The sequence below is a fragment of the Sphingobacteriales bacterium genome, assembly GCA_016700115.1.
Taxonomy (GTDB): Bacteria; Bacteroidota; Bacteroidia; order Chitinophagales; family UBA2359; genus UBA2359.
On record CP064999.1, the window covers coordinates 1003394 to 1028468 of the forward strand.

Genomic DNA, 25075 nt, shown 5'->3' on the forward strand with positions numbered 1-25075 from the left:
ACCAATGAAAACGGCAGTACAACAATTGTTTCAGCCCTTAGATGAAGGCAGACATATTCTCATACACAGAGGGCGAGATATGAGAGATTTAACAACAGACAGCCAAGGACGTATGCTTCCTTTATTAGAAGCTGTAAGGTCTGAAGCATTGATTAGAGGTCTTGTTTTAATAGAATATTCAAAATCATCGGGCGTAACTTATGATGCAAATTCCTTGACTAAACCGGAATCGCAGGATATAGATAAAGTCCTTAGTTCTTTGGGAATAAATAAACCGCAACAAAATTGCGGTTCGAACGAAGAACAGGATTTCGTTCGAACAATGCGAGGGCTATTGGCGCTTGTTCAGTCAGATAAATATCCCACTTTTAGAGATGGAAGGCCAATGGCGTTTATGCTCATTATACATTTTGCCGAGCATAATACGCCTTCTATGCAACCCGGTTTCCATAGTAATGAACAAATGATTTCTATTGAGTTAGCAAGTACCTTATCCAAAAGTTTAGGATTAAGAAAATCGGGCAGCTATGTGATTTTCAGTGAAGCCAGAGAAGGTGCTTTGGATGATATTATCAGCAAGCATATTGATGTGTTGCGCTTATATCAACCGGCGAAGGATGAAAAAGTAGATTTTTTGACAGCCCTACAAAACAAATATCCTTCTGTTCAATTAGAAACAGGATTGACAAGTGATATAATAGTAAATATTACATCTAATAGTCCAAATCGTGGATTAGAACAGATTTTTTATACTTCTTTTTTAACGAAGAGTCCCGTTACTACTGCTTCTCTTTCTTTTAAAAAGCAAGAAGACATTATTCGAATGTCGGAAGGAACCTTAGAGTCTGTTGATATGGAACGAATAAAAGGTAAAAAATTAGTAGGGAGAAACATTCAACGACCTTTAGAGATATTAAAAATTACAACCGATGCTCTTCGCGAAGGTAAAGTTACTGCTATTCGCAACTGTATTTTAGCGGGAGCGCCTGCAACCGGTAAAACGGATCTGGCAATAATGACAGCATTTTTCGCAAAGGTACAAGCGTTTACCCTAAACAGCCCAAAAAGTTCTTTAGTAGGAGAATCTGAGCGTAAAACTAAATTGATGCTTTCAATATTAAAGGAACAAAGGGGTATAGGGATAATAGACGAGCTTGAAATGGTTCTGCCTATGAATCGCGGCAATCAAAACAACGATAGCGGAGTTACTTCCAATTTGATGGGACAATTGCAACAATTTTTATCAGATTCGAGTCTTGCAGGAAGAGTTAGCTTAATAGCCACCAGCAATAAGCCTGGAAGTATTTCGGCAGCAATGTTAAGCAGATGGGTAGTAGTGCCGGTATTGATGCCTCTATTGGAAGATATGCCTTTCATTATTATGAGTTTAATGGAAAGTCTCGGTTTTAAAGAATCGTTAAACTTCATCGCAATAGACAATAATGAAAAACCGAACTTTGACAATGAGAATTTATTAAAAAGCATCTCCGAGCGTTTCTATTATGCGAGTGCTTCTCCTCGGGATATAAGAGAAAGTTTAATAAGCGCAATGGCGTTTATTCCCGGTGAAGTTAGTATGGAGCATCTTCTTTTTGCCGGTGAAAATGTTGTGCCAAGCGCTAACAGAGAATCATACATACATTCAGATTTAGTTGCCCTGCTTCACACAAAAAGCAATGCCTACTTGCCTTGGTGGGATATTCAAAACAACAAACCTTATGATGATTATCCCTTTCCGTCTTATATCTTAGAGGTATTGGATAGCGACAAGAAAGTAGATTACAAACAACTCTCCCGGAAAATTGAAGAATTAGAACCTTTTGTTAATGTTTAAACAACTTTTATCTAAAAATGAAACCTGAAGTAAGATTAAATATACAGTTAGATGGCACATTTGATGTTTACGCTTTAGAACAAAAATTAGCTAATTATTACGGGAAAAAACATTGTTTGCTGACAAGTAGCGCTACCATGGCTATATATGCCATTTCAATAGCTTGTTCGTTAAAAGAGAAACATATCATTGTGCCGTCTTTCGGATGGAGTGGCAGCATCGCTCCATTTCTACATTTTGGAAACAAACTCTCCTTTGCCGGGGTGGATGATAGGTTTTGTATTTCCCCGGATAAAATTCAAGAATTAATAACTCCTGCCACAAAAGCGATTTTTAGTATAGATACCGGTGGGAATGCTTGTGATAGTTTGGCAATTTCAAACATAGCGAAAGCTAACGGACTTTTATATATATCTGATTCAGCCGAAAGCGTAGGTGCAATTAGAGACAATATGCCTGCAGGATCTTTTGCAGATTGTATTGTACTGAGTGGGACATCGGGAAAAACATTAAACGCCGGAGAAATGGGAGCAATTTTAACTGACGATCGGATACTTTATGAAAAACTTCTTCTTCTATCACAACATCCTCACAGGCAAAAGAAAGAGCTTGGTTCAAGCAATTGGAATCCTTTTACTCCGCTCAACTGTAGGGTAAATCCCTTAGCTGCCATCAAAGCCAATCAAGCATTTGATATGCTTCACTCTATTGTGAAAAACCAACAAACAACCGCCATTGGCATTATTATGCAATTGTCTTCTGATAATATTGTATCATGTTTTTCATTTAAACCCGAAGAAAGCACTTTTTTTGAATACTATGGTTATTCGTCAATAGATAACATTGGGCGCATTTATGATAAATGTGAAGCAACAAGTATTTGGTATATTAGTGAAAGTTTATCGCAAATGAATCTTCTTGAGTTAACTAAAAAACACTTTCCAAAATTGGTCTCAAATAAAAGACCAATAACTAATGATTATCTTAAAAATCTTGTAAAAGTTCAATTCAATTTTGAACTAAAGTGACTTTCTCTAAGGCGATATAATAATAGCTTAAGTAACTATCCTTTGTATATACTTAACTCCGGCTTATCTGTTATCAGTAATTCCATTATAAATTGTATCAATGGGTTATTATCTTCAAAATCAGTTGCCCCATATCTGATCATTACAAGATTAGCTCAAGAGGGCAATTGTTAGACTTTCCGATTGCCAATCCATATAGGTTTGCCAACCCATAAGGATTAAAATAAATAAACTACCCGCTTACTCCCCCACCAACACAAACGCCCCCCAATAGTAAGGATGTTTATAGTCGGATGTTTTTCTGAGCGTTTGTTGGGCGGCTTTAAATGCCTGCCGTTTGTTGCCGGTTTCTAAAAAGTTTTGGTAAAAGGTATTCATGAACAGGCTCGTTGCCGCATCGCTTACCTCCCTTAACGACATCATCACGCTTTGCGCTCCAGCAACCTGAAAAGCCCGTTGCAAACCAAATACCCCCTCACCGTTGCGAACCTCGCCCAAACCCGTTTCGCAAGCGCTCAAAACAACCAATTCCGTCCCCCGCAGGTTCAGATTCACTGCCTCGTAAGCGGTCAGAACGCCGTTGTCGTATGTCGCATTTGCGGGGTATCTTCCCGATAAGGTCTCCTGCGCTCCGCTGAAATAAAGTTGAGACCGCAGCAATGGGTTTTCAATAGCCCGTTTTATGTCCATGTCTGTTAAAAACTGCATCCGGTTTAATTCTTCGGGTCTATCGGAAATCTCTAAAAATGCGCCGTGCGTGGCAAGATGCAGAATACGGGGGCTGTTTGCTGATTTGACCGCCTCCTCCGCTGCCTCTTTCCCGCTGTATGATTTTACCGAATAGCCCGCCTGAGTGAGCACTGCGCCGATTTGGTCTATTTCAGTTTGAGTGCCGGGCAGGGGTTTCAGGTAATATGTAGCGGAACGGGTATTGTCGGGAAGATAAGCATCGGTGGTTGTAGGATTTTTAAATTGCCCGGCAGTAATTGCCAACGTCGTGCTGTCTGCGCTGTAAGCCGGGTTGCCCAACAGAACAGCCGACAAAGTGGATGTAACCGCTTTCCGGTGTTTGACCAAATCTTTGGTACTACCCACCAAATGCAGTTCTTTCTCATCGCCAAGGTATTTGCCTTCGGGAGTAATCAGGGTTTCCAAGTTGATTTTGTGGTAAATTCCATCCAAAGACAGATAGACCTTGTTTGCTCCCTGCAACAGGCTGTCCAAGGGTTTCCAGTATTGCAGGTAGCTGTCAAAATCGTTTTCCCCCCTTTTCATAGCACCGACATAGTTCTTAAAATGACTGCCCTCCAAATCTTTCCCATATTCCAACCATACCACATCGGGATGTTCTTTGGTTTGCGGGGTAACTACCATTAGGGCATAATACACCGTATCTGTCCAGTCTTTGTTATACCAATTAAAGCGGACAATTTCTACGGCGGCTTCCCCGTCTTTCAATTGTTTTTGTACATCCTGCCAGGTATATCGGACGGTATCTGTAGCTTCGGCAAATACATCAGAACGGCGGGCAAGGTCTGCTTCGGCGCGGTTTGCTGCTTCTTCAAGGCTGTCTATATTGAAGCCCATGGTTTTTCGCTGTTCAATGGTTTTTTCATAGAGTTTTCCGAGAAAACGCCGCTGCCCCAGCCAGTTTTCGTAATCACCCAACAATGTTGTAACAGCACTTGCAGCTATTCTATTGCGCATTTGTTGAGATGTCGCTAATTGCAGTCCTTTGATAAAAAGTGTATAATCGTAATCGTTGGATAGCATTTGGGGGATATTTTTGTGGGCTTTGTAAGCAAAGGAATGGAAGGCTTCGAAATTGAAACCGATGGTTTTGAAGTATTGCTCCCTGTCTTTTTCTGATAGCCAGGTAAAGTTTTGAGTAATTTGGTTTTGATGGATTTGTATGGCTTGGGTAAATAGCGGATATGCGGCTGTGTAGTTTTGGGTTAGGTCATACAAACCTGCCAGATTGATTAAAGATTGGATATAGTCGTGATGTTCTTTGCCCAAAACTTTTTTCCTGATTTCCAATGCCTGTTTAAGTAAAGTTTCCGATTGTTCGTATTTACCCATAACCATATACAATAATACCACATTGTTTAAGGTTGTTGCAAAGTCGGGATGTTCTTCCCCCAAAACCTTTTCCCTGATTTTCAATACCTTTTTATATAAAGACTCTGATAGTTTGTATTTTCCCATATCAGAATACAAACCTGCCAGATTGCTTAAAGAAGTTGCATAGGCGGGATGTTCTTCGCCCAAAATTTTTTTCATGATTTCTAATGCCTGTTTATTCAACAGCTCTGATTGTTCGTATTTGCCTATCATTATGTATAAAGTTGCCAGATTGTTTAAAGAAGCCGCATAATCGGGATGTTCTTCACCCAAAACTTTTTTCCTGATTTCCAATGCCTGTTTAAGTAAAGTTTCCGATTGTTCGTATTTGCCCATTTCAGTATAAAGACTTGCCAGATTGTTTAAGGATGTTGCATAGTCGGGATGTTCTTCACCCAAAATTTTTTTCATGATTTCTAATGCCTGTTTATTAAACAGCTCTGATTGTTCATATTTACCCATATCTTGATACAATAATGCTATATTGTTTAAGGATGTTGCATAGTTGGGATGTTCTTCCCCAAAAATTTTTTTATCAATTTCTATCGTCTGTTTAAACAACGGCTCCGATTGTTCGTATTTTCCTATCTCTTTGTATAAAGTTGCAAGATTGTTTAATGATGTTGCATAATCGGGATGTTCTTCGCCCAAAACTTTTTTCCTGATTTCCAATGCCTGTTTATGCAATGGCTCTGTTTGTTCGTATTTGCCCATATCATTATACAAAACTGCAAGATTGTTTAAAGTAGCTGCAAATTCGGGATGTTCTTCACCCAAAACCTTTTTTCTGATTGCTAATGCCTGTTTACACAACGGCTCAGCTTGCTCGTATTTTCCCATATTTTGATACAATAATGCCAGATTGTTTAAGGATGTTGCATAGTCGGGATGTTCTTCACCCAAAATTTTTTTCATGATTTCTAATGCCTGTTTATTAAACAGCTCTGATTGTTCATATTTACCCATATCTTGATACAATAATGCTATATTGTTTAAGGATGTTGCATAGTTGGGATGTTCTTCCCCAAAAATTTTTTTATCAATTTCTATCGTCTGTTTAAACAACGGCTCCGATTGTTCGTATTTGCCCATATCATTATATAAAACTGCAAGATTGCTTAAAGTAGTTGCATAGTCGGGATGTTCTTCACCCTTATTTTTTTTCAAAATTTTTAATATTTGTTTAAACAACTGCTCAGCATGTTCGTATTTTGCCATATCCACATACAAACCTGCCAAATTGTTTAAGGACAACGCATAATCGGGGTGGGCTTCGCCCGAAACTTTTTTCGTGATTTCCAATGCATGTTTAAGTAAAGGTTCCGCATATTCGTAATTACCCATGTCTTGGTACAAGAGAGCCAGATTGTTTAAGGACATCGCAAAGTCGGGATGTTCTTCGCCCAAAACTTTTTTTCTGATTTCCAATGCCTGTTTATTCAACGGCTCTGATTGTTCATATTTGCCCATATTTTGATACAATAATGCCAAATTGTTTAAGGATGTTGCATAGTCTGGATGCTCTTCACCCAAAACTTTTTCCATGATTTCTAATGCCTGTTTATTCAAAAGTTCTGATTGTTCGTAATTGCCATTATTTGAACATAATAACGCTAAATTATTTATAGTAGCAGCATGTTCGCTGCTTTCTTCTCCTAACTCTTCTCTAATTAGTTCTGATAATTTCAACAAAAGTGGCCAATTAATATCGTCTAAATACATTTGTTGTAAGCTGAAAGAATAAATGCCCCCTAAAACACTAATGTACTGTTCACTATCTTCTCCCATTCTCTTTTTCCAAATTTCTGCTGCTTGAGCATAGTGTTGAATAGTCTTCTGTCCATTTTGCACGGTTTCATATACAAACCCCAACTTATGATGATAATATGCCATGAGAGTGTCTGTCGGTCCGTATTTCTTTTTAACTGCTTCCAATACTTTTTCAAAATTTAAAACGGCTTCCATATAATCTTCCGCTTCAAAAGCCATATCTCCTTTTTCCTGATAGTAGTTTATATGCTCAACTAAATCTTTTGGTACCGGTTGAGCTGTTAAGCCAATAGAACAGAATAAGAGAAGAATAAATACAACTGCGTAATGTGCCGGTTTCATCGAGGGAAATTTTTTGAATAAAAGTTTGTCAAATGGGGTTACCTTCTTACGGGTTCAGGTATAAAGGATGTAGCGCGTAAAAAAAGGGTTTGATTTGCGGGCTGTATCTCTAAATCACTCAAAATTAACAAACTTTTTTAACCGTATAAAGCATACCACTATGTTTCAAAAAATCAAAAACTATTTAGACGAAAAAGGTATCAGGTATCAAGTATTAACGCCATCTTCGGAGTGTCGCATTTTCAAAATGCAATTGTCCGGTATTAACGGCACGATGGGATTCTTTATAGATGTTCGGGACGAGCAGGTTTTGATTTTTGCTGTCTGCAATGCAAATGTCCTGCAACAAAAACGACATGCAGTAGCAGAGCTGATAACCCGCATCAATTACGACATGATGCTCGGCAGTTTTAAAATGGACTACGAAGACGGGGAAATCCGTTATTCCGTCAGTTGGCAATACGACAATGATTTTCCTGTTTCTGCATCTGTTATTGACCATAATTTTATGACTTGTGCCATAATCATGGATAAATATCTTCCTGCCCTAATGAGCGTCAATTACAGCAACACCACCCCGGTTTTGGCCTTGCGGGAGATAGAAAAAAATCCTTTGATTGAGCTTAACTAAGCTTAATACCGTACCAATAAAATTTAATCAAAATTGGACGAAATACTATAGAGTTTCCCTGACTAAAGAACCCGCCCCCAGACCATCCGAGTAGGGGAGTAACTCCATGCTTCGTTAGTCTTATTCTTTCCGAATTCGATAATTTGAGCCTGCTTCTCTCAAGAGTAACTCCATACTTTATTGGTCATATTCCCCTCCTCGAAGGTGTTAGGGGTGAGCGAATATCAATTCGCATGAAAAATTGTTATCGTCCGGCTTTTTTCCTTTTTTGTTTCCGGCTTGTCAGGTTTAGGTTCATCATCTAATCAAAAACATATTTTATCAAGACAACTTTTTTTAAAAATTCAAAATTCAAAAAAATGAAAAAAATCTTTTTGACGTTCGTGCTTATTTTAGCAACGTTAAGTGTTGCGTTAGGACAAAATGTTCGGGTTGGGGGGTATAACCGCAGCAACGGCACTTATGTCCAACCGCATACCCGCACCGCCCCAAACCACACCAACCGCGACAATTACTCTACCCGTCCGAATGTAAATCCCTATACCGGCAACAAGGGATACAAAAAACCGGATAACAATTGGATTTCTACACCCAAACAGCGAAGCAGCTCTAAAAACCGCAGCAGTTATTACGGGTACTAATCAACCGAAAAGCTAAAAAACAGAATGGCAGAGTGCAATATGTATCAGCTCTGCTATTCTATTTTATACAAAATCCACTTTTGAATTTTCCCTTTTTTATCGTGAACAAAAATGATTCGGCAATCCTGATACACCAAATTGCTGCCCAATGTTGTGCTTTTTGAACAGGAAGGTTTGCCATAAACCAATTCAACAGCCGGGATGGTATTTCCTGCTTTAATCCCTTTACCGGTGCTGCCGGAATAGTTTGGCGGGGTTGCAATAAATTTTAAATTATATAACGGGGTAATTACCCATATACCGTTGTTTTCTGTAAATTTTAGAGTCCAGTTATTTACGGATATTTGAGAAATACTTTTGTTTTCAAGCTGCACCGGGTTTTTGTTTGATATAAACTCCTCGTTTGGGTTGCATAAATTAGTCGGGGTCGTTTCAGAAACAGGTTGTTTTGAGAACCATGAATTCCAGTAACGTTGAATGGTTTCGGATATCCAATATTTGTCGTAATTATTTAGCAGGTCGTAATTGGGTTGTGCATACAGACCTTTTTGGTTTATTGCCAATTGCAAATCTTGCTTTGCCTTGTCAATTAAACCTGAACGCATTTTTGCAATTCCTCTGGCTACATAAGCATTAGCTACCCCGTTTTTTTTGTTTTTCAATAATTCATCTAATTTTTGGATGGACATTGTGTGCTTGCCTTGTATATCATAAACACAGGCTAAACTAATTGTAGCTGTGGTGTAATCAGGGTTAAGTTTACATGCTTTTTCTAAATAAAGTTCTGCTTCTTTCAAAATATCTTGCCGTTTTTTTTGGTAATCGCTTTGATTATCTACCTCTCTAACGTTTTTATTTGTGAGCCGGCTTTTTGCTTCTAATTCAACCGGATAGGCAAAAGGCAGTTCTTTGACATCAAATAGCTCTATTGCCTGCATCAATTTGGCAACCCCCGCATTATAGTACATTTCTTTGGAAGGAAATTTGTTCGCTATATATATAAAACAATCGGCTGCTTCTGTATATTTGTTAAGAGTAAACAACACTTCACCCGTTTCAAAAACGGGCAGCAATTTTTGCAAATTGTTCAGTTTTTCCAAACTTGCTTTTTTCCTTTCGTCCTTTGTGGGATAGCCTTTTACTTTATCGGGAAAACCAAAAACGGCATAAATTCTATCTATCAGTTTTCCCTGAACCTCCAACGAATTATAGCCTGCGAGATAGGCAAAAAAAGCACCTGTTTCGTCAGCATCCTTTTCAATTTGGAGTAAATATGTTTTGCTTTGGTTTGAAGGCTTGTTGCTGCTGAAAGCATACCCTCCGGGATTAGAGTGACTTTTGTAATGATGCGCCAATTCATGACTCAATATGACCGCTAAAGCATTTAAAGAATCTTTGCCCATTCCAACACAAACATCATAGGCTTTTTCCGACAGCCTAATGACGGGAAACGGGTTGTCAACATAATCGGCAACCAAATTAGAGGGTGCAGACGAATAACTCAGCAATTCCAACTTGGGAGGCAATCTGTTATCAGAATAAGTATTGACCAAATCGTCAAAAACCGATTGGGCAACTTCCCGTTTGTTTCCGATTTGCGATGCGAACAAAGTTTGGCCGTACAACAGCAGAGCCAAAATGATTAAATGTGCGGTTAACTTCATGCCTTGACTATTTAATGCTTGAAACAAACGCTAAAACACGGCTAAATGGTTCAAAAGTTACCTATATCACGGCAACTGTTGATTATCTCCCGCAGATTTCAAAGATTTATCTTCCACTAATATCTTGCGGTGTCTGCGAGAACGCCTTTATAGTCCTTTTTAATGCGGCAATTTATCCCAGATGACCCCGTAAGTAAAAGTACCGGCAATAGCACTAAGGGCAATGAGAATGAACACTACATATCCATTACCAATCAACACAAAAATTGGACCCGGACAGGCACCGGTCAATGCCCAACCTAACCCGAAAATAATGCCCCCAAACAAATAGCGGTAAATGCTGAAAGCCTTATCATGAAACTCAATGGGATTGCCTTCCGTACTTTTTAGCTTAATTTTTTTGATAAGGGCGACAACAATTACCCCAAGTATGACCGCAGTGCCGATTACTCCATACATGTGAAAAGCCTGAAACCGGAACATTTCCTGAATGCGAAACCACGAAATAACTTCTGACTTGGTCATGATAATACCAAAAAATATTCCCAACAACAAAAACTTTAATAATTTCATAGCCGTATGTTTTTAGAGTTTCATAAAATAAGGCAACAATAAATGGGTCATTGCCAAACCACCAATAAAAAAGCCGATGACCGCAATGAGCGAAGGAAGTTGCAGATTAGACAACCCGCTGATAGCATGTCCTGAAGTACATCCCCCGGCATACCGGGTACCGAAACCAATCAAAAATCCGCCCAAAATGGAAAAAACCAAGGTTCTCAGAGTAAACATCTGATCTAAACCAAACAGTTCTAAAGGCACCAAACCCGAAAAATCGGAAATTCCAAGTTTTTGAAGATCTTGTATTGTTGCAGCCGATAATTCAATATCGTTTGGACTGCTCAACCAGGTTCCGGCAACATAACCTCCGATTAAAGCACCAAAAACAAATACTACATTCCACAACTGGTTGCGCCAGTTCACATTAAAAAATGGCACTTTTTTTCCGGCTCCGCACATTGAGCACATTGTACCCAAGGCACCGGAAACGCCAAACTCGCCTCCGAGCCAAAGCAATAAAAACATCACCAAAGTAATGCCTGCACCGGCAACATACCAAGGCCATGGCTGACTAATAAATTCCATCATAGCTATGATTTTTTTTAGTAAAATAATTTCAAAAATAGTGCATAATTACCACTCTTGTCCTAACATTTCGGTAACAATTGTTACATTGTTTTTTATCCTGTTATTATCAGGTCTAATATTCGATATTATTCTTGATTTACCGGTTTCAATTTTTACCGCTTATGCCAATTTCTTCGTCATTTTGTCAATACTTTTCTGCCGGTCTAAAAAAACTTTTAGCCCTCGATGATACACATATCTTTGTGAATGATTTGCCTTATCCACAAGGTTATCCACATTTTTTTATCCCTTTATCTCAATGTTTAAACAGCTTTTTTGTTTGTAGCCGTTGGGAATATTATTCACAAAATCAAAATTTAAAATCTATAAGTTGCTGACTTTTAATTCATTATCTCTATAAGTTATTCACAGGTTTATCCCAAACTAACATAACTCAGTTCTGAATTGATGTGAACAAACATCCAAAAAGAAGAAGGTTTATCCACAATTAACTATTTATACACGTTGAACCCTGTTTTATCCCCTTTTTTACACAACGATGACCAAAGTTTTTCACAATAGCAATTCTTAAAATTATACACATTTCACTCTTAAAACTAAAGTTGAATAACTTTCTAAACTCCTGATTTTATTGTAATTGCCCTGTGTATCGGCTGTGTATAAAAGGGATTTTGAGCGTGTACAACTTTTTGCAGTATTTTTTATGGGTTCAATCATCCACATATTAACAGCGCTTACTACTACTACTTGAATATTAATTTTTTAAAAAAACAGTAATAATCAGATTCTTGCTGTCCATATTTTTGGTTGAAATAATTTTAATTGTTTTTGCTTTTACAACAAACATACCTCCGGCTTGTTGTAAAAATTGAAGGATAAAGCATTATACTTTCTTCCTGAGGACTTTAATTTGTTCCATCCATCATTTCCCCTAAATTTAGGAGAAAAAGTGGTTGGTGGATTAAATTTGGATATTTTTGAGGTTGAAACCCGTAGCAACACCATGTATTGACACTTTTAGGTAAATCTGTGAATAAGAAGAAGGTTACTCACATAATTCTGTGGATAAGCTCATGTTTTTAACATTTTTTTAACTCTGTTTTCATATTTGGATAACCTTGTTTTGTAAACTCCTTTTTTAAAAGGGGTAAACTCAGGTTTTACTTCCAAAGCCCCGTTTACTGAACGTTTGATCCACCTCATTTTTATAATTTTATTTTATGAAACTTTTTACCAAACTTCTATCAGGGATTCTAATACTATTAGCATCACAACAAGGAAAAACTCAGGTCATTACCTGGGAACCATTATTTCCGATAGATACCGATTCGGTGACCATTGTTTTTGATGCTACACAAGGAAACGGCGCACTGGCAGGAATTGCGCCTCCTATATATGCACATACCGGTGTAATTACCAACCTGAGTACAGGTCCCTCAAACTGGAGATATGTTAAAGCCGGATGGACTACCAACCTGCCGGCAGCTCAAATGTTGCCGCTTGGTAACAATCTTTACCGGATAGGATTCAGAATCAGAGAATACTACGGAGTTCCCGAAACTGAGCAAATTTTGCAATTAGCCTTTGTTTTCAGAAACTCTGATGGCTCAGTGGTTGGTCGTGATGCCGATGCAAGCGATATTTTTATGCCGGTTTACCAACCGGGATTGTACAGCACGTTTACCCAACCTGCCATCAGACCTGCTTATGTCAACGAAGGAGAAGATTTTAATGTTCGGGTTCAAACCAGTCAGGACGCAGACATCAACCTTTTTGTCAATAACGTATCTGTGGCAACTGCTGACGGTGTTCAACAATTGGATTATGTAGTTTCTCCATCCGGAACCGGGCAAAATTGGGTGAAATCTGTAGTCAGTAACGGGACCACCGAAGTGGTCGATTCTTTTTATTATTTTACCATTCCTGCTTCCAACACGGCCCCCTTACCTGTTGGGGTTCAGGATGGCATCAATTATATTGACGAAACCACTGCAACTTTGGTCTTGTATGCGCCCGGTAAAGAGTTTGTTTTTTTGTTGGGAAGTTTTAATGACTGGGAAGTCAACGAAGATTATTTATTACATAGAACTCCGGACGGTGAAAGGTACTGGATAACCCTGAACGGGCTAACTCCACTGCAGGAATATACGTTTCAATATTTAGTGGACGGAGGGATAAATATTGGCGATCCCTATAGCGATAAAATTTTACACCGTTTTGACGACCCCTATATTCCGCCCACTACCTATCCCGATTTAATTCCTTTTCCTACTCAGGTACAAGGAAATGTGGTTTCAGTGCTTCAAACCGGTCAAATTCCTTATGAATGGCAAACAACCGGATATGAAAGACCGGAACAATCAAATCTGGTGATTTACGAACTTCTGTTGCGCGATTTTTTGGGCAAACACGATTACAAAACCCTGACAGATACGTTGGACTATCTTCAAAATCTGGGGATCAACGCCATAGAACTGATGCCGGTCATGGAATTTGAAGGCAATATCAGTTGGGGCTATAACCCCATGTATTTTTTTGCTCCCGATAAGTATTATGGTACTAAAAACGACCTGAAACAATTTATTGACGAATGTCATTCGAGAGGGATAGCGGTGATTTTAGACATGGTGCTCAATCATGCTTTTGGTCAATGCGCCTTAATTCAGTTATATCCCAACATTAACCAAAACCCGTATTTTAATGCGGTTGCTACCCACCCGTTTAATGTAGGTTACGATTTTAATCACGAAAGCCCGGCCACCCAATATTTTGTGGACAGGGTGAACCGGTATTGGTTGGAAGAATACAGATTTGACGGATTTCGTTTTGACTTGTCGAAAGGATTTACCCAAACCAATTCGGGAAACAATGTCGGTGCCTGGAGCAATTACGATGCATCGAGAATTGCGCTGTTAAAACGAATGGCTGACCAATTATGGCTGTACGACCCCGAGGCTTATGTGATTTTAGAGCATTTTGCCGCCAACAGCGAAGAAATTGAACTGTCTGACTACGGAATGATGCTTTGGGGCAATATTACCCATACTTACAACGAGGCAACGATGGGATATTTGGGCGATTCAAATTTCAGCAATGTGTCTTATATCAACCGGGGTTGGTCGAATCCTCATTTAGTGGGGTATATGGAAAGCCACGACGAAGAAAGGAATATGTACAAAAACCTGACTTTTGGAAGTCAAACCAATCCTGACCACAATGTACGCACCCTGAGTGTGGCAATTCAAAGGATTCAACAGGCGGCTTCATTTTTTTATACCGTTCCGGGACCTAAAATGTTATGGCAATTTGGGGAATTAGGGTATGATTTTTCAATCAATTACCCATCAGGAACCGATGCTTCGCGAACCGATCCTAAACCCATCAGATGGGACTATTTTGCCGATCCAAAACGCCGCAATCTGTACAAGACAATTAAGGCGTTGAATGTTTTGCGACAGTATCCAACCTTTCAAACCGATGATTTTACGATATCTGCGAGTGGATATGCCAAACGAATTTATCTGAACCATCCGGAAATGAATGTCGCTATTCTGGGCAATTTTGATGTGGCTTCGGCCAATGTATCCGGCAGTTTTCAACATACCGGAACCTGGTATGATTATTTTAGCGGTGAACCTTTAGAAGTAACCAATACTTCGGTTACTATCAATATGCCGCCGGGTATGTTCCATATTTTTACCGACCAACCTTTACCCACACCCGAATTGGAATATCCGGTCGGAATAGGACCCAATACCGAAAGTTTGGCTGACTATGAACTCATCTGCTCCCCAAATCCGGTAACCCAACAAGCCGATTTTCGTTTTACTTTGCCCGAACAGGCTCAGGTAACCCTGAGTATTTACACCATGACCGGTCAACTCGTAAAAACTGTGTTTTCGGGTTTTCTGTCACCGGGCAAACAACAGGTTAACTGGAACACCACCGACAACGGAGAAAAGCCGGTATCGTCAGGAAACTATCTGTTTAGGTTAGAAGCCGGAAAATATGTAGAAACCGGTCAGGTTTCTGTTATCCGATAAAACGAAAGTAAATAAAACTCCGGTAGTCTTTTTTAAAAAATTACCGGAGTTTATACTATCTGTATGCTCAAAGAAAAAGCTCCCATTATTATTGCAGGAGGCGGTGCAGCCGGCTTTTTTGCAGCCATCAACTGTGCAGAGCAACAACAGGAACGACCGGTAATTTTGCTCGAAAAAAGCCGTCATTTGTTGAGTAAGGTCAAAGTTTCGGGAGGCGGGAGGTGCAATGTTACCCATGCTTGTTTTGATGTTAACGAACTCGTAAAAAACTATCCGCGCGGAGCTTCGGAGTTGATTGCCCCTTTTCATCGTTTTAACCCCGCACATACGATTGAATGGTTTGAACAAAGAGGGGTAAAGCTGAAAACCGAAGCAGACGGGCGGATGTTTCCGATTACCAACAGTTCACAAACCATCGTTAATTGCCTGTTAAATGCGGCCGAAAAATCGGGAGTTTCCATCATTACAAATAGCGGAATTACAGATTTAATACCTCCTGCCAATAATCAGGACAACTGGCAGGTCATTGATTCGGGCAGCAAAAATTGGAAGGCTCATCAGGTAATGATAGCAACCGGAAGCAGCAATACGATGTGGAATTTGCTGAAAAAAATGGGACATCATCTCGAAGTTCCGGTACCTTCGTTGTTTACCTTAAACCTTGCCAAAAACAATTTACTGAGCGATTTGCCCGGAATCACTGTTTCGGATGTTTCCGTTAAAATTGGAGGAACAAAAATTACAACTACCGGTAATTTGCTGGTAACACATTGGGGAATAAGCGGCCCTGCTGTTTTGCGTTTGTCGGCTTGGGGGGCAAAAACGCTTTACGATTTAAACTACCGGACACCCATAGAGATAAACTGGATAAATCCTATGGGTTCAACCGAAACACTGGAAAAACTGAATATTCATAAAAAGGAATTTTCAAAACAATTGGTCAGTGCTAACAGTTTGTTTAATCTGCCACTGCGTTTGTGGAAAAGAATTACAGAGATGGCGCAGATTCCGGAAACCTTGCGATGGGCAGATATGTCGAATAAACTTATGGATGCCTTGACGAAGCAGTTAACTCAAACAACCCTTTTTATGACAGGCAAAAGCACCTTTAAAGATGAATTTGTTACTTGTGGAGGAATCAGGCTGAACGAGGTAAATTTTAAAACAATGGAGAGCAAGTTGTTCAACCGCCTCTATTTTGCCGGAGAAGTGTTGAATATTGATGCCATTACCGGAGGTTTTAACTTTCAGGCAGCGTGGACTTGCGGGTGGATTGCCGGAAACAGTATGGCAGAAAATTAAAAATATCATGATTGTTTGCTGAAAAACAAATGCTGATGGAAATTCAGTCAGGGTATATATACGCCTTTGCAATTTTGGCCGGTTTTGCAGCCGGCATTATCAACACCTTATCAGGCAATGGGTCTTCCATAACCTTGCCCCTGCTCACTTTTTTGGGCTTACCCACCGGAATTGCCAATGCAACCAACAGAGTTGGGGTTGCTGCTCAAAGTCTGGTAGGGTTTTTAACCTTTCGCAAAGGTGGTATTAAAACAGACAAATCCGTAATTTGGTATTTGATTTTACCTGCCGTTGCAGGCTCGGTTGCAGGCGCACAGTTAGCAGTAAACATCAACGACAAATTGCTCAACATAATTTTAGCAGGGGTGATGCTTATTCTGTTGTATTTGGTGATTAAAAACCCCGAGAAATGGTTAGCCAATCAAATTCCCGACACCCAAAAACTCCGCAGTATAAAAAATCTCGTATTAATGGTATTCATCGGTTTTTACGGTGGATTTATACAGATAGGAGTCGGCATCTTTATTTTAATTGAGTTGGTTTTAGGTGCCGGCTATAGTTTGAATCAGGCAAACAGCATAAAAAACCTGCTCGTGTTTTCTTTTACACTACCGGCATTACTGATGTTTGCTGTTCAGGGGCAGATTAACTGGCAGTTGGGATTGTTGTTAACCTTAGGTCAGGCATCCGGAGCGTGGGTTGCCGCGAATTACGCCGTTAAAATTCCTTCCTCCAATGTATGGATACGGCGTTTGTTGATTTTGGTTTTGGTTTGGGCAGTTTTACATTTTGTTGGAAGGTATGCAGGTGACTGAGATTTTAATGAACTCTTTATCACATAAGGCAGAAAATATATTTCATTCAATTTAACCACTCAACGGTTAAAAAGTTTTTAGAACTCAAACTTGGTAAACGAAGCTCCGTTGAATATAAAAATAAATTCCCCGTTTAACACAAACCACAACTCGCGTTTAAGGTCTTTGAAAATTGCCCAAACTGCATTGTCTGCAAGTCCGTCTTTGTCAGTATAATTTGTCAGCCGGTATCCATCGTATTTCCAAACACCGGAATCAATAGTTCCTATCAATAGATTACCTTCGTTGTCTTAGCTGATAGCCCATACTCTTCAAAAACAGGGGGGCTTACCTCAAAAAATAACGACCATTACCTCAGTTTTACCCCATCGTCATCCAAATGTTGAAAAACAGGTTGAAAACAGGGCTAAAAAACATGTCAATTTTAACCTAAAAAATTGACATTTTTAAGAATAAGATTGCAATTTTAAAGAGGAAAATTACAATTTTAAAGTTTCAAAAGTCAATTTGAGAGAAGGAAATTATAATTTTAAAGTTTCAAAAGTCAATTTAAGCGAAGATAATTGCAATTTTAAAGAGGAAAATTGCAATTAAAAAGTTTCAAAAGTCAATTTGAGAGAAGAAAATTACAATTTTAAAGTTTCAAAAGTCAATTTGAGAGAAGAAAATTATAATTTTAAAGAGGGAAATTGCAATTTTAAGGTGTTTAATTGACTTTTTTTTGTTCAAAAGTCAATAAAAAAGCCCCTGACTAACGGTCAGGGGCTTTTTAATTTGCAGTATATGGTAAAAAACCGGGATTAAAGGCTGTTAAAACTGATGCCAACCGAGAAAGGAACAATTTTGGGGCCTTTGTCTTTTTCAAACAACTCGGAAAGGGAGTAAAAAGCAAACAAATTGATGTTGGCATAACCGGCTCTTGCGGTTAATCCATATCTGAAACGGTTCATGTTTGGAATGAGTTTGGTTTTGATAAACACTTCCCTTCCGCTGCCGTTCAAATCGTCGCCGCGGTATTTGGTATGTGCATCAAGCCGGTATCCGGCTCTGGCTCCGACTGCAAATTTTATTCGTTTGTTTGATTTATTGGGGTTGGTTCTAAAGCGCAGTTCAAGGGCAGCATCCACAAACGAAGTGCTGAGTTTGTTGCGTTTTGAATTGCCGAGCGAAACCGAGTCGGTACCGTTATAAACCTTGTCGGGCAGGGGTTTAAACAGGGTGTTTTCATCGGCATCTAATGAAAAATAGCCGTTGTGGTAATAGTTGGAAAAGGAAAACCCGCCTCCCGGAGCTATGCTCACATTGTCGTCAATCAAAGCCACATCGTACATGGCGTAAATATTTAATCCCCGTCCATACCATTTTAATTTGATGTCGTCGGGTTTTTCGAGCCAGTTATCATGTGCGAGTTCAAGAATTAGGCGGTCTTTAGAGCCTTTCAGTTTGCTTGCTGCTTTTCCTCCTTGTGCAAAAACACCGGGCGAAACACAAAGCATGGCCATCAGTAGCAGGGAAACAATGTTTTTCATGTTGTTTGTTTTTCAAAAATATAAAAATGACTCTTCCTGTTGCAGGAAGGTCTATTATTAACGGTGCTAATTTATGGATTCTTTTTGGCTTACCCGATAATTTTTAAAAAAACGTGAGGTTTGTTACCCGACGCTATAACTATATGCTGAAAGTCCTAAATCGGATTAGTATAATTTATGAACCAAACCTTTTATTTTGTACCTTTGCCTGTGTAAGGAAGCGTTGAAGCATGTCTGCGGCTGGAAATTTTTGTTAAGTGAAAGGAGACATATCTTCAGACATTGAACCGGATAACGCTAATACGGGATAAATCATCCCGCGGAACATTACAACAGTTGACCAATGGAAAAAAACTGGGTTAAAATTTACAGCACTACCCAACGCTATTTTGCAGAAATTCTCAAAAACATGCTGCTTAATCATGACATACCTTGTGTGGTTATTGATAAGACAGATTCTTCTTATTTGGTTTTTGGAGAAGCAGAGCTATATTCCCCCAAAGAGAAAGCAGACGAAGCCATCTTGTTAATCGAACAACAAAACGTATGAGCGGATTAGGAAAAAGGGTGGTTACGGCGCTTATTTTGGCAACTATTGCATTTACCTGCCTTTTTACAAGCAGTTATTTGCTCATGATGCTGCTTTTGTTGTTTGTATTGGGAGGGGTTTGGGAGTTTGCGGTGATGTTACAAATGCAGGAAGGAATTGCGCCCAACCGCACCCCTTTGTTTGATAAACTGGCAGTTACAGCTCTCGGTGGGTTGGTTTACCTGCTGCTTTCGGGCATTTTAACCGGCCTTGTGCCTGCCAAATATTGGGTAGTTCTTCCGCCTTTGTTGTTTTTGCCGGTTATCCGGGAACTATATGCCAAACCCAAAGGCTTGTTTGTCCGGTTTTCACTCCACCTGACCGGAATTTTATACGTTTCCGTTCCCTGCGCTTTGGTCAATGCCCTCGCAATTTACGGAACAGATGCCGGCTATAAGCCCTTTTTTATTCTCAGTATTTTTCTGCTAATCTGGGCAAACGATACGGGGGCCTATTTTGCCGGTAAACTGTTTGGAAAAACGCCTTTGTTCAAAAGTGTTTCGCCCAACAAAACCTGGGAAGGCAGCCTCGGCGGGGCTTTTTTGACTTTGTTAATGGCGGTGATTATTGCTCAGTTTATACCGGTAATTTCTTTGACCGATTGGTTGGTTATCGCGGGTTTTTCCATCACCGCCGGAACCTGGGGCGATTTAGCCGAGTCGATGTTTAAGAGAAATATCGGTGTTAAAGATTCCGGAACCCTTTTACCCGGCCATGGCGGTGTTTTAGACCGTTTGGATGCCGTGTTTTTAGTCATTCCGTTTGTTTGGTGTTGGTTGAACTTAGCGAAGTAGTTTGATTGGCGCAAAGCTTTAGATTTTTCAAAAAATACGCGGTTTAAATAATTTCTACTTCTGTTTTTCGAATTCTACCAACCGGTTAATAACCTTGTTTTGCTTTGCTAAAACAAAAAAAGAGCAACCCCATCGGGATTGCCCTTTTTTTATTGATGTAACCGTCCGAAAAACCGGAGATACCACCTAAATGTTCCGATTAACGAACAACGAGCATTTTAGCGGTAGATGTCGTTGTTTCGGTTTCGAGAACGATTAAATACTGACCACTTGGAACTGAGGTTCCGTTTTCGTCAATACCATCCCAACTTACAAAGTGCTGACCGGCAATATGATTGGCTGAGGTCAAGGTTTTAACAGCCTGACCTTGTAAATTATAGATTTTCAGGCTGGCATGTTGTCCGTCAACAGAGGTAAAATAAGAGATTTGAGTAGAAGTAGCAAACGGATTGGGAGAATTGCGCAGTTGAATTGCCTCTTGTGAGTTGTTGCCAATTCCGGTGCCGCTGCAATCGGCAAAAGCAAGAGAAAAGTCATTGCATCCGTTATCGGGATTTTTTCCTTCAGAATCCCAGGCATTGGCATCGTTGTCCGAGCCGTTGAAAACACAGTTGATACCGGTTACATCTTCCGTTGAAGGAACTCCATAAAATTCACGGGGCAAAATGGTGATTTTATAATTGTTGGTTCCTGATTCAGGATACATTTTAGTGTCAATTATGTTTTGAGGGGTTTCGTTCCAACTTTTTACATATTGCCATGAGCCAGCAGCAGTTGTAACACCGCTATGAATTCCGATATAGGGCAACCCTGCAACATTTCCTTTACCGGTGGGCGTACATCCTGCATCGGCATAATAAGTAATTGTTATCCAGTCATCGGCAGTAGCCGGGCAGGAAATGGTTAACACCGGATTTTGAGCATTAACCCAACCGGTAACCAAAAGTAAAAGAACGAGCAACGTGTTTTGTAAAATTTTTTTCATAACGTAGAAATTTGGTTATGGTGAAAGAATTATTTGATAAATGATGTGAATAAAAAACGATTATGCGAAAGATTTGTTGAAAAAAAGGGCAAAATTTATTTTTATGATGCAACCAATATCTTCAATAAATCGTCCGCCGGAAGTTAGTTCTTTTTTGGATTTGCATACATGATTGTGTCATTTTCTAACAAAATTTAACGAAATTTACTTATAAACGGTTGCCTATGCCTTTAATAATGCCGGTTAATGGAAAAAATCCCGAATTTGGAGACGATTGTTTTATAGCCCCCAATGCCACCGTTGTTGGCGAAGTAACGATGGGGGACAATTGCAGCGTTTGGTTTAATGCCGTTGTCAGAGGAGATGTTCATTATATTCATATCGGCAATAAGGTAAATATTCAGGACGGGGCAATCATTCACTGCACCTACCAAAAAGCACCTGTAAATATCGGCAACAATGTATCTATCGGGCACCGGGCAATCGTTCACGGTTGCACCATTCATGATAACGTGCTGATAGGAATGGGCGCAATTGTGATGGATCATGCCGTTGTTCATCCCAACAGCATCATAGCGGCAGGAGCAGTAGTGCTGGAAAATACGGTGGTTGAATCGGGCAGTATATATGCGGGAGTTCCGGCAAAAAAGGTAAAAACAATCAGCCCCGAGCAATTTTCGAGGTTAATTGAAACCATTGCCAACAACTATATCATGTATGCCGGATGGTTTGCCGAAAATACAGAAGCCGAAGTATAACCTGACTTTTTTATCAGGTTACCCTTCGGCTTTATAAAAATAATACGCTATTTAAAAAAGTACGTTGCTCAACATGTTTCTGTCATTCAGAACCCTCAATAACCAAAAATTTCTTCCATAGTCAGCTCTTTAAACTCACCCAGCGAACGGAGGTAGTCCATATCTAATTTTGTTTTGTCGCCAATCACCAAATAGGTATATTTTTTACCTTTTACATGTTGGTTAAAAAACTGTTCCATATCGTTTAAGGTAAGTGAAGGAGCTTTAGCGTAAACGTCCTGATTTAGATCATAGTCCAACCCCCTGTCTTTGGCTCTCAGATAGCTGAAAAAAATATTGGTTTTGGTAGTACGCTCGGTTTCAATCTGTTTGAGAACCGAGGCCCGGGCACCTTCAAATTGTTTTTCGGATTTGGGCATTTCGTTCATCAATTGGCTCATAGCTTTAATTGCCTCGACCATTTTGTCTGCCTGAACACCCATAAAAGCACGGGTATAATGCGACTTATCCGGTTTTAGTGGTGAACTGAAATAAGAATAGGCAGAATAGGCCAACGCCCTGGCCTCGCGAATTTCCTGATAAACGATGGACGATAACCCGCCTCCGAAATATTCGCCAAACACAGACGAAGCCGGAATTAAGTTTTTATTGAACTTTTCATCTTTTGCGAGCATGGCAATCTGCGCCTGAACCATATTGTAGTTGACAAAGTAAACTTTCTCCTTTTCGGTAGGCTGTTCAGTAAACTCAACGGGTTTGGGATAGTTTTTCAGTTTTGAGGGGGCTTTATGATATTTTGAAAGTAACTTGGTGATGTCTTTCAGTTCGTTTTGCCCGTAATAGAACACATAATGTTTGTAGGTACTCAACTGTTTGAGCAAATCGGTCAGTTCTTTGCCGGTTATCTGTTTGAGTTCCTGTTCTGACAAAATGTTGGTAAATTCGGAGTTGGGTCCGTAAATTCCATAGTTAACCAACGCTTGCCCAAAAATGATATTTTTGTTTTTCTTATTGTCGTTGCGCTCTTTAAGCAGCCCTGCAATCATATCATCCAACGCTTTTTGGTCGGGTTGAATATTGCTCAACACATGCTCAAACAGTTTTAACCCCGCTTCGAAAGATTCCTCTAATCCCGAAAGCGACACATAAACCCGGTCGGCCGAAGAATAGATATCGAAACTTACGCCGAGTTTGTAAAACTCTTTTTGCAACTGTTCGGCATTGTATTTACTGGTACCTAAATACGGGAGATACTTAATTGCCAAACCCAGCTTTTTGTTGTGATTGGTCCCCATATCCAACACATAGTACATATTAAAGGTGGGGTTGAGCGTGTTGTGGATATAACTCACCTCTATCCCGTTTTTTAGTTTGCCTTTTTTAATGGCTTCCTTGTAGTTGACAAAAACAGGGGTTAAACTTCGGGCAGCTATTTTTTCATAGTTTTTAAAAAATTCAGACTGTTTGTCGCGGTTGAGTTCTACCTGAGTAATGGGCGGTTTTTCCATTTTAAGAACGCCTGGGTCTTCGCCATTGCGTTTATATATGACGACATAGTTGTTTTTAAACCGGTCGTTGACAAATTTTACCACATCGGCTTTGGTGATTTTTTCCAAACGGCTGAGTTCGCTCACATAAGTTTCCCATTTTTGGCCGGTAATAAACGACCTGACAAAATAAGAAGCCCTGCCCCAGTTGCTTTCTGCCCGTTTCAATTCGTTCAGCTTAAAGTTTTTGATTACCGATGGAATAAGTTCGTCGTCAAAACTGCCTTTTTTAAGAATATCCATCTGTTGCATCAGCAGGTCGCGCACTTCTTCAAGCGTTTGTCCTTCGCGGGGAACACCGTTCATCACATACATGCTGTAATCGTTCATCACATTTTGATATGCCCCGCCATCCAGAATTTTTTGCTGCTGAAACAGGTTAATATCCATCAAACCCGCTTGTCCGTTCTGAAAAATTCCATCCATCAGCCGCAGCATAAAGGCATCTTTAGAGCCTGCCCCATCCAACCGAAATGCAATACTCACATTTTCAACTTCTTTGCCAAAAACAGTGGCTTCTACCGGTTTAGTCTGTTCTTCTTCTTTGGGCATTACCGGACGTTCCAGTTTTTTAAAAGGCAGTTTACCCAAATGTTTGTCTATCAAAGCAATGGTTTTGCTGTAATCCAAATCGCCGGACATACAAACAGCCATGTTGTTGGGCACATAATACGTATCAAAAAAGCGGTGAATGGCCTCCATAGACGGGTTTTTCAAATGTTCGCCAACGCCAATTGTGCTGATATTGTACGGATGTTTGGGAAACATGGTTTTGAGTATCGCCTGATATACTTTTGTTCCGTCCCGGTCTTGCCCCATGTTAAACTCTTCATAAACCGTTTCCAACTCGGTATGAAACAAACGTAGTACCAATTGGCTAAATCGCTCTGATTCTACTATTAGCCATCGTTCCAGCTCATTGGAAGGAATATCGTTGATATAAACCGTTTCGTCGCTCGAAGTATAAGCATTCGTGCTTTTTGCTCCCAACGAACTGATCATTTTATCATACTCGTTCGAGATGGCAAACGTAGAGGCTATATAAGACAAACTGTCAATCTTTTTGTAAATGCTGCTCTTTTTGGCCGGCACATCCGTGTTTTTATGTTCCTCGTACAGGTCTGAAATTTGTTTCAACAGTTTTTCTTCCGTTTGCCAATCGTGAGTACCGATTTTTGAAGTTCCTTTAAACACCATGTGTTCTAAATAATGTGCTAATCCGGTATTGTCACGCGGGTCTTCCTTGCTGCCAACCCGAACAGGTACAAGGGTTAAAATACGGGGTTCGTCTGTGTTTTGAGATAAATAGACCTTCAACCCGTTATCTAAAGTATAAATTCTGGCTTTAAGCGGGTCGTTTTCAACATATTCATAGACGTAGTTGCCGTCTTTACCTCTTTTCGTTTGTCCATGAACTCCGGAGGAAAGTAAAAACAGGAATAAGCCAAAAAACAGGAAGGAGATGAGTAACCGTTTGTTTTCGAAGTGTAACTTGCGCATAAATCTAATAAAAATTGGTTGTGAAAGAAG

General features: G+C 39.8%; 18 protein-coding genes. 10 read left to right on the forward strand and 8 right to left on the reverse strand.

Going from position 1 to position 25075, the window contains the following annotated elements:
- The first annotated feature begins 4 nt into the window (after nt 1–4).
- Together IPM47_03360 and IPM47_03365 are read left to right on the forward strand one after the other, a co-directional pair.
- A complete protein-coding gene (locus tag IPM47_03360) occupies nt 5–1834 on the forward strand; it encodes an AAA family ATPase (protein ID QQS30003.1) in 1830 nt (609 codons plus the stop codon).
- A gap of 17 nt (nt 1835–1851) precedes the next feature.
- Complete coding sequence (locus IPM47_03365; GenBank protein ID QQS30004.1) at nt 1852–2862, forward strand: aminotransferase class V-fold PLP-dependent enzyme; 1011 nt, start codon at nt 1852–1854, stop codon at nt 2860–2862.
- 240 nt (nt 2863–3102) lie between these two features.
- On the opposite strand, the gene IPM47_03370 is transcribed toward IPM47_03365, so the two are convergent.
- A complete protein-coding gene (locus tag IPM47_03370) occupies nt 3103–7098 on the reverse strand; it encodes a tetratricopeptide repeat protein (GenBank protein QQS30005.1) in 3996 nt (1331 codons plus the stop codon).
- 160 nt (nt 7099–7258) lie between these two features.
- On the opposite strand from IPM47_03370, the gene IPM47_03375 reads away from it, so the two are divergent.
- On the forward strand, nt 7259–7729 hold the full coding sequence (locus IPM47_03375) for a YbjN domain-containing protein (GenBank protein ID QQS30006.1): 471 nt from the start codon (nt 7259–7261) through the stop codon (nt 7727–7729).
- 359 nt (nt 7730–8088) lie between these two features.
- On the forward strand, nt 8089–8370 hold the full coding sequence (locus IPM47_03380; GenBank protein ID QQS30007.1) for a hypothetical protein: 282 nt from the start codon (nt 8089–8091) through the stop codon (nt 8368–8370).
- 53 nt (nt 8371–8423) lie between these two features.
- Here IPM47_03380 and IPM47_03385 read toward each other — a convergent pair whose 3' ends face one another.
- The 3 genes from IPM47_03385 to IPM47_03395 all read right to left on the reverse strand — a co-directional run bounded on the left by IPM47_03385 (nt 8424) and on the right by IPM47_03395 (nt 11183).
- Nucleotides 8424–10034 carry a hypothetical protein gene (locus IPM47_03385; GenBank protein QQS30008.1) on the reverse strand — a complete coding sequence of 537 codons (1611 nt, stop codon included), beginning with the start codon at nt 10032–10034 and terminating at the stop codon, nt 8424–8426.
- 159 nt (nt 10035–10193) lie between these two features.
- Nucleotides 10194–10607: a YeeE/YedE family protein gene (locus tag IPM47_03390; protein ID QQS30009.1), complete on the reverse strand. Its 414-nt coding sequence runs from the start codon at nt 10605–10607 to the stop codon at nt 10194–10196.
- Nucleotides 10608–10619: 12 nt separating this feature from the next.
- Nucleotides 10620–11183, reverse strand: coding sequence for a YeeE/YedE family protein (locus IPM47_03395; GenBank protein QQS30010.1), 564 nt, complete (start codon nt 11181–11183; stop codon nt 10620–10622).
- A gap of 1220 nt (nt 11184–12403) precedes the next feature.
- Between IPM47_03395 and IPM47_03400 the strand changes: the two genes are divergently transcribed.
- From IPM47_03400 to IPM47_03410, 3 genes are all read left to right on the forward strand, one after another.
- Nucleotides 12404–15226 (forward strand): T9SS type A sorting domain-containing protein, encoded by a 2823-nt coding sequence (locus tag IPM47_03400; protein QQS30011.1) that lies wholly within the window; start codon nt 12404–12406, stop codon nt 15224–15226.
- Nucleotides 15227–15289: 63 nt separating this feature from the next.
- Nucleotides 15290–16528 carry an NAD(P)/FAD-dependent oxidoreductase gene (locus IPM47_03405; GenBank protein QQS30012.1) on the forward strand — a complete coding sequence of 413 codons (1239 nt, stop codon included), beginning with the start codon at nt 15290–15292 and terminating at the stop codon, nt 16526–16528.
- A 35-nt stretch (nt 16529–16563) separates the two neighbouring features.
- Nucleotides 16564–17343 (forward strand): sulfite exporter TauE/SafE family protein, encoded by a 780-nt coding sequence (locus tag IPM47_03410; GenBank protein ID QQS30013.1) that lies wholly within the window; start codon nt 16564–16566, stop codon nt 17341–17343.
- A gap of 77 nt (nt 17344–17420) precedes the next feature.
- Here the strand turns inward: IPM47_03410 and IPM47_03415 are convergent, their stop codons facing one another.
- Together IPM47_03415 and IPM47_03420 are read right to left on the reverse strand one after the other, a co-directional pair.
- Entirely contained in the window at nt 17421–17615 is a 195-nt protein-coding gene (locus tag IPM47_03415) for a hypothetical protein (protein ID QQS30014.1), read from the reverse strand.
- A 528-nt stretch (nt 17616–18143) separates the two neighbouring features.
- Nucleotides 18144–18872, reverse strand: coding sequence for an outer membrane beta-barrel protein (locus tag IPM47_03420; protein ID QQS30015.1), 729 nt, complete (start codon nt 18870–18872; stop codon nt 18144–18146).
- Nucleotides 18873–19215: 343 nt separating this feature from the next.
- On the opposite strand from IPM47_03420, the gene IPM47_03425 reads away from it, so the two are divergent.
- A complete protein-coding gene (locus IPM47_03425; protein QQS30016.1) occupies nt 19216–19422 on the forward strand; it encodes a DUF2007 domain-containing protein in 207 nt (68 codons plus the stop codon).
- The gene (locus IPM47_03430) at nt 19419–20255 is read left to right on the forward strand and encodes a phosphatidate cytidylyltransferase (GenBank protein ID QQS30017.1); all 837 of its coding nucleotides are present in this window, start codon (nt 19419–19421) and stop codon (nt 20253–20255) included. The genes IPM47_03425 and IPM47_03430 overlap by 4 nt, the downstream gene beginning before the upstream one ends.
- 199 nt (nt 20256–20454) lie before the next feature.
- On the opposite strand, the gene IPM47_03435 is transcribed toward IPM47_03430, so the two are convergent.
- Complete coding sequence (locus tag IPM47_03435; GenBank protein ID QQS30018.1) at nt 20455–21240, reverse strand: T9SS type A sorting domain-containing protein; 786 nt, start codon at nt 21238–21240, stop codon at nt 20455–20457.
- Between the two features lie 224 nt (nt 21241–21464).
- On the opposite strand from IPM47_03435, the gene IPM47_03440 reads away from it, so the two are divergent.
- Nucleotides 21465–21998: a gamma carbonic anhydrase family protein gene (locus IPM47_03440; protein QQS30019.1), complete on the forward strand. Its 534-nt coding sequence runs from the start codon at nt 21465–21467 to the stop codon at nt 21996–21998.
- Nucleotides 21999–22093: 95 nt separating this feature from the next.
- Here the strand turns inward: IPM47_03440 and IPM47_03445 are convergent, their stop codons facing one another.
- The gene (locus tag IPM47_03445) at nt 22094–25045 is read right to left on the reverse strand and encodes an insulinase family protein (protein ID QQS30020.1); all 2952 of its coding nucleotides are present in this window, start codon (nt 25043–25045) and stop codon (nt 22094–22096) included.
- Nucleotides 25046–25075: the final 30 nt, after the last annotated feature.

Excerpts from the sequence above, each read along its gene's own strand:
- IPM47_03360 (QQS30003.1), top strand. The coding sequence starts at position 5 with ATGAAAACGGCAGTACAACAATTGTTTCAGCCCTTAGATGAAGGCAGA.
- IPM47_03365 (QQS30004.1), top strand. The coding sequence starts at position 1,852 with ATGAAACCTGAAGTAAGATTAAATATACAGTTAGATGGCACATTTGAT.
- IPM47_03370 (QQS30005.1), bottom strand. The coding sequence starts at position 7,098 with ATGAAACCGGCACATTACGCAGTTGTATTTATTCTTCTCTTATTCTGT.
- IPM47_03375 (QQS30006.1), top strand. The coding sequence starts at position 7,259 with ATGTTTCAAAAAATCAAAAACTATTTAGACGAAAAAGGTATCAGGTAT.
- IPM47_03380 (QQS30007.1), top strand. The coding sequence starts at position 8,089 with ATGAAAAAAATCTTTTTGACGTTCGTGCTTATTTTAGCAACGTTAAGT.
- IPM47_03385 (QQS30008.1), bottom strand. The coding sequence starts at position 10,034 with ATGAAGTTAACCGCACATTTAATCATTTTGGCTCTGCTGTTGTACGGC.
- IPM47_03390 (QQS30009.1), bottom strand. The coding sequence starts at position 10,607 with ATGAAATTATTAAAGTTTTTGTTGTTGGGAATATTTTTTGGTATTATC.
- IPM47_03395 (QQS30010.1), bottom strand. The coding sequence starts at position 11,183 with ATGATGGAATTTATTAGTCAGCCATGGCCTTGGTATGTTGCCGGTGCA.
- IPM47_03400 (QQS30011.1), top strand. The coding sequence starts at position 12,404 with ATGAAACTTTTTACCAAACTTCTATCAGGGATTCTAATACTATTAGCA.
- IPM47_03405 (QQS30012.1), top strand. The coding sequence starts at position 15,290 with ATGCTCAAAGAAAAAGCTCCCATTATTATTGCAGGAGGCGGTGCAGCC.
- IPM47_03410 (QQS30013.1), top strand. The coding sequence starts at position 16,564 with ATGGAAATTCAGTCAGGGTATATATACGCCTTTGCAATTTTGGCCGGT.
- IPM47_03420 (QQS30015.1), bottom strand. The coding sequence starts at position 18,872 with ATGAAAAACATTGTTTCCCTGCTACTGATGGCCATGCTTTGTGTTTCG.
- IPM47_03425 (QQS30016.1), top strand. The coding sequence starts at position 19,216 with ATGGAAAAAAACTGGGTTAAAATTTACAGCACTACCCAACGCTATTTT.
- IPM47_03430 (QQS30017.1), top strand. The coding sequence starts at position 19,419 with ATGAGCGGATTAGGAAAAAGGGTGGTTACGGCGCTTATTTTGGCAACT.
- IPM47_03435 (QQS30018.1), bottom strand. The coding sequence starts at position 21,240 with ATGAAAAAAATTTTACAAAACACGTTGCTCGTTCTTTTACTTTTGGTT.
- IPM47_03440 (QQS30019.1), top strand. The coding sequence starts at position 21,465 with ATGCCTTTAATAATGCCGGTTAATGGAAAAAATCCCGAATTTGGAGAC.
- IPM47_03445 (QQS30020.1), bottom strand. The coding sequence starts at position 25,045 with ATGCGCAAGTTACACTTCGAAAACAAACGGTTACTCATCTCCTTCCTG.